The sequence below is a fragment of the Micromonospora echinaurantiaca genome (assembly GCF_900090235.1).
Taxonomy (GTDB): domain Bacteria; phylum Actinomycetota; class Actinomycetes; order Mycobacteriales; family Micromonosporaceae; genus Micromonospora; species Micromonospora echinaurantiaca.
The window spans coordinates 474,567-490,468 of sequence record NZ_LT607750.1 but is presented as its reverse complement, the minus strand read 5'-3'; the positions used below and the strand labels follow the sequence as shown (position 1 = coordinate 490,468).

Annotated in this window: 14 protein-coding genes; 7 read left to right on the top strand and 7 right to left on the bottom strand. The window is 72.8% G+C overall.

The window, feature by feature from the left end; translation table 11 throughout:
- Positions 1–22: 22 nt before the first annotated feature.
- The 6 genes from GA0070609_RS02225 to GA0070609_RS02200 form a co-directional block, all read right to left on the bottom strand.
- Positions 23–1,060, bottom strand: a complete 1,038-nt coding sequence (locus GA0070609_RS02225) for a lactonase family protein (RefSeq protein ID WP_088992245.1) — start codon at positions 1,058–1,060, stop codon at positions 23–25.
- Positions 1,061–1,209: 149 nt separating this feature from the next.
- Entirely contained in the window at positions 1,210–1,806 is a 597-nt protein-coding gene (locus GA0070609_RS02220) for a GTP-binding protein (RefSeq protein ID WP_088992244.1), read from the bottom strand.
- Entirely contained in the window at positions 1,787–2,176 is a 390-nt protein-coding gene (locus tag GA0070609_RS02215; RefSeq protein WP_088992243.1) for a DUF742 domain-containing protein, read from the bottom strand. The genes GA0070609_RS02220 and GA0070609_RS02215 overlap by 20 nt, the downstream gene beginning before the upstream one ends.
- Positions 2,166–2,591: a roadblock/LC7 domain-containing protein gene (locus GA0070609_RS02210; protein WP_172899463.1), complete on the bottom strand. Its 426-nt coding sequence runs from the start codon at positions 2,589–2,591 to the stop codon at positions 2,166–2,168. Before GA0070609_RS02210 ends, GA0070609_RS02215 begins: the two co-directional genes overlap by 11 nt.
- Positions 2,588–5,293, bottom strand: coding sequence for a sensor histidine kinase (locus tag GA0070609_RS02205; protein ID WP_408630626.1), 2,706 nt, complete (start codon positions 5,291–5,293; stop codon positions 2,588–2,590). The genes GA0070609_RS02210 and GA0070609_RS02205 overlap by 4 nt, the downstream gene beginning before the upstream one ends.
- 218 nt (positions 5,294–5,511) lie before the next feature.
- The gene (locus GA0070609_RS02200) at positions 5,512–7,002 is read right to left on the bottom strand and encodes a catalase (RefSeq protein WP_088992241.1); all 1,491 of its coding nucleotides are present in this window, start codon (positions 7,000–7,002) and stop codon (positions 5,512–5,514) included.
- Positions 7,003–7,302: 300 nt separating this feature from the next.
- Between GA0070609_RS02200 and GA0070609_RS02195 the strand changes: the two genes are divergently transcribed.
- The 5 genes from GA0070609_RS02195 to GA0070609_RS02175 all read left to right on the top strand — a co-directional run bounded on the left by GA0070609_RS02195 (position 7,303) and on the right by GA0070609_RS02175 (position 11,541).
- Positions 7,303–7,896 carry a hypothetical protein gene (locus GA0070609_RS02195; protein WP_088992240.1) on the top strand — a complete coding sequence of 198 codons (594 nt, stop codon included), beginning with the start codon at positions 7,303–7,305 and terminating at the stop codon, positions 7,894–7,896.
- A gap of 10 nt (positions 7,897–7,906) precedes the next feature.
- A complete protein-coding gene (locus tag GA0070609_RS02190; RefSeq protein WP_088992239.1) occupies positions 7,907–8,899 on the top strand; it encodes a hypothetical protein in 993 nt (330 codons plus the stop codon).
- Between the two features lie 157 nt (positions 8,900–9,056).
- On the top strand, positions 9,057–10,715 hold the full coding sequence (locus GA0070609_RS02185; protein ID WP_088992238.1) for a sodium:solute symporter family protein: 1,659 nt from the start codon (positions 9,057–9,059) through the stop codon (positions 10,713–10,715).
- A gap of 15 nt (positions 10,716–10,730) precedes the next feature.
- Positions 10,731–11,045: a hypothetical protein gene (locus GA0070609_RS02180; RefSeq protein WP_231928502.1), complete on the top strand. Its 315-nt coding sequence runs from the start codon at positions 10,731–10,733 to the stop codon at positions 11,043–11,045.
- Positions 11,046–11,160: 115 nt separating this feature from the next.
- Positions 11,161–11,541 (top strand): hypothetical protein, encoded by a 381-nt coding sequence (locus tag GA0070609_RS02175; protein WP_088992237.1) that lies wholly within the window; start codon positions 11,161–11,163, stop codon positions 11,539–11,541.
- A 213-nt stretch (positions 11,542–11,754) separates the two neighbouring features.
- Here the strand turns inward: GA0070609_RS02175 and GA0070609_RS02170 are convergent, their stop codons facing one another.
- On the bottom strand, positions 11,755–13,533 hold the full coding sequence (locus GA0070609_RS02170; protein ID WP_088992236.1) for a glycoside hydrolase family 6 protein: 1,779 nt from the start codon (positions 13,531–13,533) through the stop codon (positions 11,755–11,757).
- Between the two features lie 615 nt (positions 13,534–14,148).
- On the opposite strand from GA0070609_RS02170, the gene GA0070609_RS02165 reads away from it, so the two are divergent.
- Complete coding sequence (locus GA0070609_RS02165) at positions 14,149–15,219, top strand: hypothetical protein (RefSeq protein ID WP_088997434.1); 1,071 nt, start codon at positions 14,149–14,151, stop codon at positions 15,217–15,219.
- Between the two features lies 1 nt (position 15,220).
- Positions 15,221–15,898 carry a class F sortase gene (locus GA0070609_RS02160; RefSeq protein ID WP_088992235.1) on the top strand — a complete coding sequence of 226 codons (678 nt, stop codon included), beginning with the start codon at positions 15,221–15,223 and terminating at the stop codon, positions 15,896–15,898.
- The last annotated feature ends 4 nt before the right edge of the window (positions 15,899–15,902 follow it).

Sequence of the window (15,902 nt, the reverse complement as noted above, 5' to 3'; positions counted from 1 at the left end):
CCGAACAAGGCATCCCGCCCACTCAGGGCAGCACGCAGGTGGGGCTCGGCAGCGGCACCGGCTCGCCCACCGGGGCCGGTACGCCGGTGGCCGGATCGACCCGGAACACCCGGACCATGTCGGCCCGCTCATCGGCCACGTAGAGGTGCGGCCCGATCAGCGCGAAGTGCCGCGGCCACTCCCCGCCGGTGTCCACCTCGGCGACCAGCTCCGGCAGCTGGCCGGCGAGGGAGAAGACCGAGACCGTGCCCACCCCGCGGTTGGCCACGTACAGGAAGCGCCCGTCCGGCCCGACCGCGATCTCGGACGGCTGCACGTGCCCGGTCCGTTCGCTGGCCTCGACCCGACCCCGCTGGTGCAGCGTGCCGTCGGCGGTCAGCTCGTACGCGGTGACCGAGGCGTCCAGCTCGCCGGCCAGGTAGCAGCTCCCGCCGTCCGGGTGCCGGGCCAGGTGCCGGGGGCCGGTCCCGGCGTGGGTACGCACCCGGGGCGCCCGGGGCACCAGCCGTCCGGTGGCGGCGTCCAGGTCGTACCGGTAGACCGAGTCGGTGCCCAGGTCGACCGCGAGCAGCGGCCCGCGCCCCGGGTCCGGCGAAACCATGTGGGCGTGCGCCCGGTCCTGGCGCTGGGGGTCGGCGCCGTGCCCCTCGTGCTGCACCAGGTCGGTGCGCTCGCCGGGCATCCCCTGCGGGTCGAGCGGCAGCACCGCTACGCTGCCGTCGCCGTAGTTGGCCACGAACAGGTGCCGCCCGTCCGGGGCGACCGCCAGGTGGCAGGGCTCGACACCGCCGCTGAGCTGGACACCGAGCGGGGTGAGCCCGCCGTCCGGCGCGACCCGCCAGGCGCTGACCTCACCGGTGGAGAGCTCGTTGACGGCGTAGAGCACCGGCAGGGCGGGGTGCCGGGCGAGGAACGACGGCGACGGGGTGACCGCGACCGTGCCCAGCGGGGTGAGTTCACCGGAGTCCGGATCCCGCCGGGCCGCCACGATGCCCGTGGCCCGGCCGCCGCTGTGCTCCGTGTAGCCGCCTACGTGGACGATCGTGCCCTGACCTGTCACCAGTCCACCCTCCGCCCGCTCCTGCGTCGATCCAACCAGAGGGTTCCCGCAATGCCCGACCGTTAGCCGCGATTCGCCGCACCGATTCCCGGCCGGCCCGACCGCTCGCTGCCCGCGTCGCCGGTCCGCCGGAGCGCCGCGCCGCGCGGTCAGGCCGCCGGCACCGGCTCGCCGCGCTGCCGGGCAACGTGCTCGACCAGCTCGATCAGCACCAGCTTGCCGGACTGCCGGTCCCGGGCGTCGCAGAGCACCAACGGCACCTCGGGGTCCAGGTCGAGGGCCTGGCGTACGGTCTCCAGGCTGAACCGGCGTCCGCCGTCGAAGCAGTTCACCCCGACCACGAACGGGATGCCGCGCTGCTCGAAGTAGTCGATCGACGGAAAGCAGTCGGCCAGTCGCCGGGTGTCGGCGAGCACCACCGCGCCGAGCGCACCGAACGCCAGCTCGTCCCACAGGAACCAGAAGCGGTCCTGGCCGGGGGTGCCGAAGAGGTAGACCTGGAGGTCCTCGTTGATGGTGATCCGGCCGAAGTCCATCGCCACCGTGGTGGTCGACTTGGTCTCCACCCCGGACAGGTCGTCGGTGCCGACCCCGGCCCCGGTCAGCACTTCCTCGGTCTGCAGCGGCCGGACCTCGCTCAGCGCGCTGACCAGCGTCGTCTTGCCGGCGCCGAAGCCCCCGGCGATGAGGATCTTCAGGGCGAGCGGGATCCGGGCCCGCTCACCGTCATAGCGCACGGAGTCCACTGACCACCGCCTTGAGGATGTCGTTGTCGGGCAGGTACGTGGTGCGCGGCGGCTGGTGCACGGCGACCACGCCCCGGGCCAGCAGGTCACCGAGCAGCACCCGGACCACGCCGACCGCGAGGTCGAGGTCGGCCGCCAGCTCGGCCACCGGGACCGGCCGGCCGGTCAGCTCGACCAGTCGGCGGTGCTCCGGTTGCAGCTCCGGATGGGCGGCCAGGTCGGCGCCGGGCTCGGCCAGCACGAACGCGACCAGGTCGAAGCCGTCGACGGCCGACCGGACCCGCCCGCCGGTGAGCGTGTAGGGCCGCACCACGGGGCCGGCGTCGCCGTCCAGCCACTCGTGCTGCGGCCCGGGCGACTCAGTCCGCATCGGCCGCTCCCGCCGCCGACCGGGCCGGGGCTGTCAGGTTCTCCCCCACCCGGGTCACCAGCATCGCCATCTCGTACGCCACCAGGCCGATGTCGGCGTCGGCCTCGCTGACCACGGCCAGGCAGGCCCCCTGCCCAGCCGCCGTGACGAGCAGGTACGCCGCCTCCATCTCCACCACGGTCTGCCGGACCGGTCCGCCCGCGACGTGCCGGCTCGCGCCCCGAGCCAGGCTGGACAGACCGGAGGCGAGCGCGCACAGGTGCTCCGCGTCCGCCCGGTCCAACCCGGCGGACGCGCCGAGCAGGAGCCCGTCGGCCGACAGCACCACCGCCTCGCGGGCGGCTGGCACCCGGTCCACCAACTCGTCGAGCAACCAGTCGAGATCGGCACTCTGCCTCGTCGGCTGCAGCATCAGGCGTCCCTCTCAGTCACGGTCAGGGATTCGGTGGCCGCCGGCAGGACGGCCGTGCGGTCGTTGTCGACCGGCCGACCAGCCGCGGCACCCGCCGCTGCGGGGCCGTCGGCGGAGTCAGCGGTGCCCGGGGCAACCACCGGCGCCTCGCCGCCGACCGGCCCGGCGGAAGCGGCGGGACCGGCAGGAGACGCGGCTTCGGCCGGACCGGTGGGTTCGGCGGCGGCGCCGGTCGGGGCGGGGGCGCTCTGGCGGGCCTCCCGGCCCGGGTCGGCGCCCTCGGCAGCCGCCCGGCGGCCCCGGGCGGTGCCGGTCTGCAGCGCCGACATGAACCGGCGCGCCTCCTCCGGGGTCCGCGACCGCAGCGCCTCCACCACCGGTTGCGGCAGGGTCGGCACGTCCAGGGCCGGCTGTCGCACGGGCAGGACGGGCGGCCGGCTCGCGGACTCCGCCGGGCTCGCCGCGGCCTCCGTCGGCGGACCGACCGTGGTCGACTCCGTCGTCGGGCGGGCCGCGGTCGTCCCCGGCGTCGGGCGGGCGGTGTCCCCGGCGCGCGGTGCCGGGCGGGCGGCCGGCCGCCGGCGCACCCGCCGGGGCAGCCCGTCGATCTCCCCGGCCGGGGCGGTGGGCACCGGGCCGCCGCCGGGCCCGGACAGCTCGGCCGTCCCGTCCGGCGCGGTCGGCGCGGGGCGCGGCCGGGTCGTCCGGCCGGTCCGGGGACGGGGCAGGCTGGCCAGCCGGTCGGCCCGGTCCAGCTGGCGCCGCCCCGGCGTCGCCCCGACCCGCGCCGGTTCGGCGTCGGCCGGCCCGGGCAGCGGAGACGGCTCGGCGGTGACCAGGTCGGCGGGCAGGAGCACCACGGCGGTCAGCCCGGTGGGATCGGCGGGGCGCAGCCGCACCCGGACCCCGTGCCGGGCGGCGAGCCGGGCCACCACGAACAGGCCGAGGCGGGCGGTCTCGGTGGGGTCGAACTCGGGCGAGCGGGCCAGCCGCCGGTTCGCGTCCTCGATCGCCGCGGCCGACATGCCCAGCCCCCGGTCGGTGATCTCGATGGCGTAGCCCTTGGCCACCCGCTCCCCGGTCACCTCCACCCGGCTGTCCGGCGGGGAGAACGCGGTGGCGTTCTCGATCAGCTCGGCGAGCAGGTGGATCACGTCGCCCACCGCCCGGCCGAGGGTGCCGGCGGGCTGCACGGTGGTGATCTCGACCCGGTCGTACGACTCGACCTCGGAGATCGCGCCGCGGATCAGGTCGACCATGGCGACCGGGTTGCGCCAGCCCCGGCCCGGCGCCGCGCCGGCCAGGATGACCAGGTCCTCGGCGTGCCGGCGCAGCCGGGTGGCGAGGTGGTCGACCCGGAACAGCTCGGCCAGCTCGTCCGGGTCCTCGGTGTGCCGCTCCATCCGGTCGAGCAGGGCGAGCTGCCGGTGCACCAGCCCCTGGCTGCGCCGGGCGATGTTCAGGAAGACCTCGTTCAGGCCCCGGCGCAGGGTCACCTCGTCCACCGCGGCCCGCACCGCCGTCCGCTGCACCTCGTTGAACGCCCGGCCCACCTGGCCGATCTCGTCCGCGCCGTACTCCAGCGGGGGTGCCTCGCGGGCCACGTCCACCTGCTCGCCCCGGCGCAGCCGGGCCACCACGTCCGGCAGCCGGCGCTCGGCCATCTCCAGCGCGGCCGTGCGTACGCCGGTCAGTCGGTGCGCGAGGGAACGACCGACCCGCAGCGCCACCACCACCGCGACCACGACGGCGGTCAGGCCCAGCAGGCCGGCGGCGGCGAGCCGGACCAGGACCCGCACCGCCAGCGGCACCGACCGCTCGGCCAGGCCGTCGGCCTGGGCCAGCTCGTAGTCGCGCAGCGCCTGCTGGACGGTCTCGTAGCTGGCCTGCCACGCCGGCCCGTCGACCGGCGGGCGGGCGGACCGGTCGGCGGCCAGCAGCGTGTCCTGCATGGCGCGGAGCCGACCGAACGCCTCCTGCTCGGTGAGCCGCTGGTAGTCGGCGCGGTCGGCGTCGGGCAGGTCGGCCACCGCGTTCTCGGCCAGGAACCGCTGGTTGCCGATGGTCTGCACCAGCTGGGCGTGCTCACCGTCGGCGAACCGGCCGGCGGCCAGCGCCCCGGCCAGCAGCGCGTCGGTCTGGCCGAGCAGCTCGCGGGAGCGGCCGAGCGCGGTGACGGCCAGCGCCTGCCGGTTGAGTTGCTGGTCGGGCAGGGTCGCCATGGCGGCGAAGGTCTGGAACGCCGACGAGATCATCCCGCTGTAGAGGTTGAGCGCGCCGACCCGGTCGACCTCCCGCCGGTCGATGAACCCGCGCCCGAGCGGCAACCCCTCCAGGGCACTGACCAGCTGGTCCAGTCGGGTGTCGAGGTGGTCGCCGGCGGCGTCCCGCAGGTCGTCGCCGGCGATCCGGCGGCGCAGCTCCGCCACCGCCCGGTCGGTACGCGCCCGCTGCTCGGCCAGCGCCGGCAGCGGCTCGGACCCGGCCAGCTGGATCACCGAGAGGCGGCGTTCCCGCTGCAACTCGGCCACCACGGCCTCGCCGGGGCGGCCCAGGTCGTAGAGGAGGGTCCGGGCGGAGAGCAGGTCGAGCGCGGGCCCGAAGGTGAGCGTGGTGGCGAAGATCCAGAGCGCCAGCAGCGCGGTGACCGGGACGACGACCAGCGCGGTCAGTTTGGACCGGATCGGCCAGTCGCGGGTGTTCAATCAGACCTCGCCCGGAAGGATGGCGGCAGGGGCAACCGACGCCGGCCGGGTGGCTTCCGGCCGGCCGGGGCCCGGCCGCGGCGCCGGCAGGGCGCCTTCGGCAGGATACGTAATCCGCGCCCGAAGCACTACCGTCCGTCGCGCCCTCCACCGTGGACCCGGACGGACGACGCGCGCCCCGCCGGTCGGCCGGCGGGGCGCGCGGAGAACGGACGGGATCAGAGGTTGGCGGCGAGGCCGAGCCCCTCGGCGACCCGCCGACCGTAGTCGGAGTCGCACTGGCTGAAGTGCCAGACCATCTTCTCCTGGATGTGCTTGTCGCACTGGGCCAGGTTGGTGACCAGGTTGAGGATCAGGTCGTCCCGCTCCCAGTCGGCCATCTCGCGGTAGCGGCGGCCGGCCTGCGCGTAGTTGTTCTGCCGCTCGATCGGGGCCTTCATGATCTGCCCCGAGACGAACGGGCGGTACTCGCGGTAGGACTCGTCGGCCTCCTGGAGCCCGGCGACCGAGGACGGCTCGAAGTTGATGTGCGGGTTGGCGCCGCGGTTGTCCACCCCGTACGACATCGAGCCGCCGGTCTGGTTGGTGCTGACCACCACGTCCTCGCGCGGCCGGTTGATCGGCAGCTGGAGGTAGTTCGGGCCGACCCGGTAGCGCTGGGTGTCCGAGTAGGAGAAGGTCCGCCCGACCAGCATCTTGTCGTCGGAGAAGTCGATCCCGTCGACCAGCACGCCGGTGCCGAAGGCGATCTGCTCGTTCTCGTTGTGGTGGTCGGTGATGTTGCGGTTGAGCGTCATCATGCCGACCGGCAGGTAGGGGAAGTCCTCCTCGGGCCAGATCTTGGTGTCGTCGAGCGGGTCGAAGTCCAGCTCCGGGTGCTCGTCGTCGCTCATGATCTGCACGTTGAGTTCCCAGCGCGGGTAGTCGCCGCGCTCGATCGCCTCGTAGAGGTCCTTGGAGGCGTGGCCCAGGTCGGTGGCCTGGATGGCGTTCGCCTCGGCCTGGGTCAGGTTGTGCTCGCCCTGCTGGGACAGCCAGTGGAACTTGACCAGCACACCCTCGCCCTCGGCGTTGACGAAGCGGTAGGTGTTCACCCCGGAGCCGCGCATGGTCCGGTAGTCGCGCGGGATGCCGTACGGGGAGAAGAGCCAGGTCAGCATGTGCATCGACTCGGGCGTGTTCGACATGAAGTCGAAGATCCGGTTCGGCTCCTGCCGGAAGGTCACCGGATCCGGCTTCAGCGCGTGGATCACGTCCGGGAACTTGATCGCGTCGCGGATGAAGAAGACCTGGAGGTTGTTGCCCACCATGTCCCAGTTGCCGTCCTCGGTGCGGAACTTCACCGCGAAGCCACGCGGGTCGCGGGCCGCCTCGGAGGAGTCCCGGCCGCCGATGACGGTGGAGAACCGGATGGTGACCGGGGTCTTCCCGCCCGTGGTCTGGAAGAGCTTGGCCCGGGTGTACGTCGACGCCGGCTGGTCGCCGATGGTCCCGTACGCCTCGAACTCGCCGTGCGCGACGAAGCCGCGGGCGTGCACCACCCGCTCCGGGATCCGCTCCCGGTCGAAGTGGCTGATCTTCTCCAGGAAGTGGTAGTTCTCCAGCGTCGCCGGGCCGCGTGAACCGACCGTCCGCTGCTGCTGGTTGTTGTGCACCGGGTGGCCCTGGCGGGTGGTGAGGACCGGCCTGCTGGCCCGCGGGTCGCTCATCGCTCTCCTCCTGATCGGTGTCGCGGCGTGCCCTCGGACGTCGTCGCCGTCGCTCGGGGCGGATTGCTGGCAGTCGGGGGCGGCGGGGCGCTCGGGGTCGGTCCGACCGGCCTCACCCAGCCAAGCGCGTTTTCTGGAATGAGTCAAGTTTTGGTCAGGCCGTCACTCTGTGTGACTCGTCATGTCCGCGCGGGGGCGTGCCGACACGCCGGGATCTCGCCGGATCGGTCAGGAAAGTGCCGCGCAACGGGATTGGCGATCAGTGAGCCGAGGGAATACCACCGGGCGAAGGAGGAGGCCATGTCGCCCACGCAGGTAATCGTCACAGTCCTCGTCGTCCTGGTGATCGTGGCGCTGGTCGCGGTCGCCCTGGTGGCCGGCCGGCGCCGGGCGCTGCGGCGCCGCTTCGGGCCGGAGTACGACCGGGTGGTCGCCGAGCGGGACAGCCGTACCGCCGCCGAGCGGGAACTGCGGGACCGGGAGCGCCGGCACGCCGAGCTCACTCTCACCCCGCTCTCCGCCGAGTCCCGGGCCCGGTACGCGGCCGCCTGGGAGGAACTCCAGGTGCGTTTCGTCGACTCGCCGGGCGAGACGGTGGGCGACGCGGACGAACTTCTCACCCGACTCGTCGCCGAACGCGGCTACCCCACCGGCGACTTCTCCGACCAGCTCGCCCACCTCTCCGTCGAGCACGCCCGGACGCTCACCCGGTACCGGGACGCGCACGAGATCCACCTGCGCAATTCCCGCGGTGAGGCCAGCACCGAGGAGCTGCGTCAGGCGCTGGTGCACTACCGAGCCCTCTTCGCCGAACTGCTCGGCGAGGAGCCGGTCGCGCCCCGGCCGCCCGAGCAGCGCCAACCGGACACCCCGCACGACGTCACGAACCGCTGAGGAGACCACCATGCGCCAGGAAGAGCAGCGGGTGAGCACGGAGCACCCCGAGGCCGTCCGGTCCACGCCGGTGCCGGTTCCGCCGAGCGGGGACCGGGCCGACCGGGCCGACCGGGCCGACGTGCCGGAGGACGTGCTCTCCGACCGCGGCACCTTCGACGACCCGACGGTCGCCGGCGAGCGCGCCGAGGGCCGTACGGCCGACCGGCCGGACGGCTCCCGCGACGCCGACCGGCGGGCCGACGCGACCGGGGCGGCGAAGTCGGCCGACGACGACCGGACCGAGTTCCACGAACCGGGCCCGGTGCCGACCGCGTTCGGCGCCACCAGCGTGGGGGGTGCCGTCGCCGCGTCCGCGCTGGCCAGCCCGCGCCCGGAGGACGAGCCGGACCCCCGCACGGAGTGGACCGCCCGGCCCGGCGACGGCGCCGCCGACGGCCCGCGGGAGGGGCGGCGGGCCGACCCGACGGCCGAGTTCCACGGGCCGCGCGGCGCCGCGGAACAGCGGCCCGGCGGTGACCCCGAGGAACCGTCCGGCACCCGGACGGTGCTGCCGCCGAACGCCACCGAGGGGGCCCCGGAGCGGCGCGCGGACCTGACCGACTGGGCCGGGAACCCGGACGGGACCGGGGCCGCCGGGTACGGCAGCGCCACGCCGGCCATGGTCGACCCGGACACCACGACCCCGCAGGCCGGTACGGTCGGCGGGCAACCCGCCACCACGGTGCCCGCCGAGCCCGCCACCCTCTTCGAGGCGGACGTCGCGCAGCGGTTCCGGGACCGCTGGCGGGACATCCAGCTGCGTTTCGTGGACGACCCCAGGGCGGCCGCCGGCGAGGCGCAGGCACTGGTGGACGAGGCCATCCAGGCCCTCGCCTCGGCGCTGTCGGCGCAGAAGAGCCGGCTCGGCGCGTGGCAGGACGCCGGCTCGACGGACACCGAGCAGCTGCGAATGGCGGTCCGCCAGTACCGCGACTTCCTGGACCGGGTCCTCGGCCGCTGACCGGCCACCGCGGCGCCCCTGGCCGATTCCGGTCGGGGGCGCCCGGGTGTCGGGCGGCCACGCGCATCCCAGGCGTGAAACTTCGCACCCGGGGTAAATGGGGGCGCACGCGTACGACCGGTGCGGGACGGTGGACGGTGGACGAAGGGTGACGGGGATGGACGGCGGCGGCCTCCGGCTGAACATGAACGTCCTGGACTACGGCATCCTGGCGCTCTACTTCGTCACCGTGCTCGGGGTCGGCTTCGCCGCCCGCCGGGCGATCCGGACCAGCGTCGACTTCTTCCTCTCCGGCCGTTCGCTGCCCGCCTGGGTGACCGGCCTCGCCTTCGTCTCGGCCAACCTCGGGGCGTTGGAGATCATCGGGATGGCCGCCAACGGCGCCCAGTACGGCGCGATGACCCTGCACTACTACTGGATCGGCGCCGTGCCGGCGATGGTCTTCCTAGGCATCGTGATGATGCCCTTCTACTACGGCTCCAAGGTCCGCAGCGTGCCCGAGTACCTGCGGCTGCGCTTCAACCGCCCGACCCACCTGCTGAACGCGCTCAGCTTCGCGGTGGCCCAGGTGCTGATCGCCGGGGTGAACCTGTACGCGCTGGCGCTGATCATGCAGGCGCTGCTCGGCTGGCCGCTCTGGGTGGCCATCGTGGTCGGCGCGCTGATCGTGCTGGCCTACATCACGGTGGGCGGGCTCTCCGGGGCGATCTACAACGAGGTGCTCCAGTTCTTCGTGATCGTCGCCGGCCTGCTGCCGATCACCATCCTCGGCCTGGTGAAGGTGGGCGGGGTGTCCGGGCTGATGGACGCGGTGCGCGACTCCAAGCTCGGCGAGGCGGGGCTGCACACCTGGCAGGACACCGGCAGCACCGCCAACCCGCTGGGCGCGCACTGGATCGGCATCGTCTTCGGCCTCGGCTTCGTGCTCTCGTTCGGCTACTGGACGACCAACTTCGCCGAGGTGCAGCGCGCCCTGTCGGCCAAGAACATGAGCGCCGCCCGGCGTACGCCGATCATCGCCGCCTACCCGAAGCTGCTGATCCCGGTGGTCACCGTGATCCCCGGCCTGGTCGCCCTGGTCACCGTGCAGGGGCTGGGGGCGGAGAGCGGCGACCTGGTCTACAACAACGCCATCCCGCTGCTGATGCGCGACCTGCTCCCCAACGGCGTGCTCGGCGTCGCGGTGACCGGCCTGGTCGCCTCGTTCATGGCCGGCATGGCGGCCAACGTCAGCGGCTTCAACACCGTCTTCACCTACGACATCTGGCAGTCGTACATCCGCCGGGACCGGCCCGACGAGTACTACATCCGGATCGGCCGCTGGGCGACCGTCGCCGGCGTGCTGATCGGCATCGGCACCGCCTTCATCGCGGCCGGGTTCAGCAACATCATGAACTACATCCAGGCGCTCTTCTCGCTGTTCAACGCGCCGCTGTTCGCCACCTTCATCATCGGCATGTTCTGGAAGCGGATGACCGCCGCGGCCGGTTTCCTCTCCCTGCTCCTGGGCACCCTGGCCGCCCTGGCCACCTACCTGCTCTACAAGGGCGGGGTGGTGCACTTCAACTCCGACCTGGAGGAGAGCTTCTGGGGCGCCGGCATCGCGTTCGTGACGGTGGCGGTGGTCGCCGCGATCGTCACCCCGTTCACCACCCCGCGGCGGGACGAGGACCTGCGCGGCCTGGTGTACGGCACCGGCGGGATCGACCTGAAGGGCGACGTGCTCACCGGGGACGCGGTCTGGTGGCGCTCCCCCGTCGTCCTCGGCGTGATCGCCCTGGTCTTCTCCCTCCTCCTCTACGTGCCGTTCTTCTAGGAAGGGTGCTCGGCCATGGCCATGGACAACCTCAACCCGCACGGGCACGACCGGATGGTGGCGGCCACCGAGGAGGCCCGTCGCCGGTCCGCCGCCGCCCGGCTGTTCGACATCCGCCGGGTGATCGGTGGGCTGTTCACGGCGTACGGGGTGATCGTCACGCTGGTCGGCGTCTTCGACGGCGCCGCCGCGATGGAGAAGGCCGAGGGAGTGCGGATCAACCTCTGGGCCGGCCTCGGCATGCTCGTGTTCGGGGTGCTGATGCTGCTCTGGCAGTGGCGCAACCCGGCCGAGCCACCCGAGTCGCCGGAGGAGAAGCGACCCTCCTGAACGGGACGTACCGCCCGACCCGGGCCGGACGAGCGCGTCCCGGCGGGCATGCCATCCGCCTCCCGGGGTAGGCCAGGGGGATCAGGGAACGCGCCTGGGACAGGAGGGCAGCGACATGACGGACCGTGACCGTGACCGCCCGCTGGAGGAGAGCCCGGAAGTGGCCGCGGCGGTGGAGGACGACACCGGCGTCCCGCAGCTGATGACCGGGGGCGGCGCCGACCGGGACAATCCCACCTTCGTGGGGCCCGGTGACCGCGGCGAGCGGAGCGCCGGCGAGAACCTGATCGGTGACCCGTACGCCGCCGGCACCGGCGCGACCGGGACCGGCACCGGTGCCGCCCCGGACAACATCCGCACCGGCGGTGAGCAGCCGTGGGATCCGGAGGACCTGGTGATGGCCCGGGGCCAGGACATGACCCCGGAGAATCTGGAACGGGCCCGCCGCGACCTCGCCGAACTGGGCCGCGCCGCGATCGAGAAAACCGTGCCCTGACCCCGCACTCCGGGGCAAGATCCGCGCCCGAACAGGGAAGGAGTGGCCTCCGGGCGGCGGAAGGCCGCTCTTTCCCTGAACGTGCGAGGGGTGGGACGGAGTGGGCGGGGTGGCGAGGGGCCCCCGGCCCGACCGGTGGCGGTCGGGCCGGGGGCCCGGGGGAACCTGCCGCTGGAGCGCCTCACCTACTGCCAGCGGCCGGTGGGCGTCGGCTCAGGAGAGCGGCGGGTAGGCGTTCTGCATGAGCTGAGCGAACTGCGCGGGGAACCAGGCACCGGAGATCGGCGCGTCCGGCAGGGCGCCGGTCGGGTTGTTGCCGTTGCGCTCGTTGCCGCCGTACGTCGGGTCGCACATCCGGTCGAAGCCCTTGCCCTCGTTGTTCGGGATCTCCCGGCTGGAGCCGTCCGACTCACCCGGCGGCTTGACCCAGACGTACGCGTCGATGCCCGGCTCCGGCGCGGCCTTCGGGCGCTCGCCCAGACCCGCTCCGGACTGGTTGCACCAGTTGCCAGGGTGGATCCGGCGGTCCACCCGGCCACCGTTGACGTAGTCGTTGACGTTGGTCATCGGGCCCGGGCCGGTGGGCCGGGCGGAGCCGCCCCAGCCGTTGCGGGAGGTGTCGATCAGCATGCCGATGTTGCTGTCGAAGCCGACCTGGACCAGCTTGTTGCGGAAGGCCTGGGCGAAGGACAGCTCGTCGACGTACTGGTTCCAGTCGATCCAGGTGGACTGCCGCACGGTCTGCCCGTTCACCGTGTCGGTGACCTTGACGTACGGCTCGCGCAGGGCCGAATAGTTGGCCGTGTTCACGATGAAGCCGTGCACGTTCGCCACCGTGCTGCCGGAGGCGACCGCGGCGCTCTTCAGCATGTCGGCGGTCGGGCCGAAGTTGCTGTCCCAGCCGATCCAGCCGTGGTGCGCGGCGTCGATGTAGTTGTAGACGTTGCCGATCGCGCCCAGCTTGGCCAGCGCGTAGCCGACCCCGTTGACGTACGCCCCGTTGGCCTTCACCGTGTCGCACATCGTGGTGCCGCCGGGCTGCCCGGAGGTGTTGGTCACCAGGTTCGGCAGTGAGTCGATCTCGATGATGTTGATGATCCGCAGGTTGGCGTACTTCGGGTCGCCCTGGATGGCGGCGATCGGGTCGATGTACTCGGCCTTGTACTTCGGCAGTTCGTCCGGGCCGAGCTCACCGTTGGAGGCGAGCGCCGCGCAGTCCCGGCCGGGCAGGTTGTAGATGACGAACTGGATGTATTTGGCGCCCTGACGCAGCGCCTCGTCCAGGTGGTCGCGTACCCCCATGGCACCGTTGGAGCTGCTGTCCGGCGTGCCGTTGATGGCGGCGATCCGGTCCAGCCAGACCGCTGTGGGGTTGCTGGAGACCCGGTTGCCGCCCGCGACGGACTCGGCCTTGGCCTTCCACTCCGGGTTCACGTAGCCCTGGGCGTTCAGGTACGGGTTGTCCACCTTGGTGCCGGGCGGCGGGGTGGTCGGCGGCTGCGTGGTGGGGGGCGGGGTGGTCGGCGGCGGCGTGGTGGTGGGCGGCGGGGTGGTCGGGTTCGTGCCGCCGTTGCAGGTCACCCCGTTCAGGGTGAACGAGGTCGGCTTCGGGTTGCTGCCGCTCCAGGCGCCGTTGAAGCCGATGCTCACGGTCGCCCCGCTGGCCAGCGAGCCGTTGTAGGACTCGTTCTGCGCGGTGACGTTCTGGCCGGACTGGGCCCACCGGGCCGACCAGCCCTGCTGCACGCGCTGGCCACCGTCCGGGAAGGTGAAGCCGAGCGTCCACCCGTTGAGCGCGTCGCCGATGTTCCTGATGTTGACGGTGGCGGTGAACCCGCCGGGCCAGTCGTTGGTCGTGTACGTCACCGCGCACTGGGTCGCGGCGTGGGCGACGGTGACCGGAAGGGTCACCAGCCCGCCCGCGACCAGGGTGCCCGCGCCGGCGAGCGCGAGGGCCCGGCGTGGGCCGGACATCCTTCTCCACACGTTCATGCCACTGATCTCCTTGGGCGAGACCGGACCCGCGAACGGCCCGGCACGGTGGCCCGATGGGCGTCCTGCGCGGACGACCGCCGGCGCCAACGGGATTCTTCGGGGACGCCCGACCCGGACGGGCGGTGGTGGTGGTACGACGGCCGGCGACGGCCGGCCCGGGGCGGGACGTCGTCCGGCGGACCGGTGCCCTCGACTCCTGCCTGCTGCGCGGTGTGGCTCCCCGAACCGCGTGCGCCGATTCTTGCATGGGAGCGCTTCCATGGCAATGCCTCGATGTCCTCGCGCACCGGGGCCACCGCCGATCCGGGCATCCACGGGTTCCGCCCGGGCATCGAGGCCGTCGCACGCGAGGGCGCGCGACCCGGACTATCCCGCCGAGTCGTCCCGAGGGACGCCGGACCGGCACCGAAGGCACCGGGAGTCGACAACCCCTCGGCCCCTCAACAACCGGCAGCAGCGGCCACGAAAACGGCTTAGCACCCCTATGACCTGCATCTCCACCAAACTCTTAAACACGAATCTTTCCTCTCATAGCTCGTGAAACGGTCTAACGTCGGTCCTAGCTCGGATGTCGCCGAGCCGAGGACAACAGGGGATGGAGTGACGCAGGTCATGGCTAAGAAGATGCTCGGGAAGGTCGTCGCGGGCGCCGCCCTCGGCGGTGCCTCGCTGCTGGTGTTCACGCCGGCGATCGCGTACGCCGACGGCGGCCACCACGACAAGGACGGCAAGGTCTTCGCCAAGCCGCACGTCGTGAAGCCCGGGGACAAGGTCAAGCTCCTCGAGGTCTGCGACGAGCCGCAGAAGCACGCGTTCGTGTGGTCGAAGGTCACCGGCAAGGTCAAGCTCAAGCCGGTCGACGGGCGGGGCGAGGACCACCGCGACTGGCGTGACGGAGGGGAGGACCGTCGCGACGGGCACGGCAAGGACCACGACAAGAAGGACCACGACAAGGGCAAGGACCACGAGGACAAGGGCAAGGACCACGACAAGGGCAAGGACCACGACGACAAGGGCAAGGACCACGACAAGAAGGACCACGACGGCTACGGGAACGAGACCGGCAAGCCGCAGCCGGCGGCGATGAACGGCCAGGGCGGCGGCGACTCCGGCCGCGAGGAGGACCGCAAGGACTGGAAGGGCGACGAGCACGGCCAGGACGCCGAGCACAACGGCGACTGGAAGGACCGCGAGGAGTCCGGCCGCGACGGCGACAAGAAGGACCACGGCGACTACGGCGACGAGTCCGAGCGGGGCGACCACGGCTCGGACTGGAAGGACCACGACGACAAGGGCAAGGACCACGACGACAAGGGCAAGGACCACGACAAGGGCAAGGACCACGACGACAAGGGCAAGGACCACGAGAACGGCTGGTCCGACGAGGAGTACGGCGACCACGGCAAGGGCGAGGACCGCTGGGAGCACAAGCGTGACTTCGTCTACTACGGCGAGGCCAAGGTCGACCGGCACGCCAAGCCGGGCCGCTACAAGCTCGAGGGTTCCTGCGGTAAGGGCGAGCTGGTCGTCCTCCCGCGTGGCGGGGTCGACGGCGGTGACGGCGGCGCCGGCACCGGCACCGACCGCGAGCTGGCCGCCGCGGGGGCGAGCCTGATCGGCGCCTCGGCCCTCGGTGGCATCGTGCTGCTGCGTCGCCGTCGGACCGATGCGTCCTACGCGTGACGTGATGACGACCCGGGCCGGCGGCCGTCACGGGATTCCGTGGCGCGCCGCCGGCGCGGCCGTCGTCGTCCTGCTCGCCATGGTGGGCGCCGGTCTGGTCGGTGCGTCGCTCAAGGGCACGCCCGCTCCCCGCCCGCCCCAGCCGCTGGCCCAGGCGGCGGCCACGCCGAGCGCCACGCCGTCGTTCGACACGTACGACGAGGCACCGGCCCCCGTCGGACTGCCCCGCTCCACCCCCACCACGATCACCATCCCCCGGATCGGGGTCGGCGCCAGCATCATCTCGCTGGGCACCAACCCCGACGGCACCGTCCAGGTCCCACCGCTGGAGCGGGCCGAGCTGGCCGGCTGGTACCAGCCGGGACCGAGCCCGGGCGAGGTCGGCAACGCGGTGATCGTCGGGCACGTCGACTCGGCCAAGATGGGGCCGGCGGTCTTCTTCTCGCTCGGCGCACTGCAACCCGGTGACGCCATCACCGTGGCCCGCGAGGACGGCCAGCCGGCGACCTTCACCGTCGAGTCGGTCCAGCGGCACCCGAAGGACGCGTTCCCCACCGAGCTGGTGTACGGCCCCAGCGACAAGCCGGGCCTGCGGGTGGTGACCTGCGGCGGGGTCTTCGACGAGGCCGCCGGCAGCTACCCCGACAACGTGATCGTCCTCGCCACTCTGACGGAATGATCCA

Coding starts and splice junctions, on each gene's coding strand:
- GA0070609_RS02200 (WP_088992241.1), bottom strand. CDS start 7,002: ATGAGCGACCCGCGGGCCAGCAGGCCGGTCCTCACCACCCGCCAGGGC.
- GA0070609_RS02180 (WP_231928502.1), top strand. CDS start 10,731: ATGGCCATGGACAACCTCAACCCGCACGGGCACGACCGGATGGTGGCG.
- GA0070609_RS02170 (WP_088992236.1), bottom strand. CDS start 13,533: ATGAACGTGTGGAGAAGGATGTCCGGCCCACGCCGGGCCCTCGCGCTC.
- GA0070609_RS02165 (WP_088997434.1), top strand. CDS start 14,149: ATGGCTAAGAAGATGCTCGGGAAGGTCGTCGCGGGCGCCGCCCTCGGC.
- GA0070609_RS02195 (WP_088992240.1), top strand. CDS start 7,303: ATGTCGCCCACGCAGGTAATCGTCACAGTCCTCGTCGTCCTGGTGATC.
- GA0070609_RS02190 (WP_088992239.1), top strand. CDS start 7,907: ATGCGCCAGGAAGAGCAGCGGGTGAGCACGGAGCACCCCGAGGCCGTC.
- GA0070609_RS02185 (WP_088992238.1), top strand. CDS start 9,057: ATGGACGGCGGCGGCCTCCGGCTGAACATGAACGTCCTGGACTACGGC.
- GA0070609_RS02175 (WP_088992237.1), top strand. CDS start 11,161: ATGACGGACCGTGACCGTGACCGCCCGCTGGAGGAGAGCCCGGAAGTG.
- GA0070609_RS02215 (WP_088992243.1), bottom strand. CDS start 2,176: ATGCGGACTGAGTCGCCCGGGCCGCAGCACGAGTGGCTGGACGGCGAC.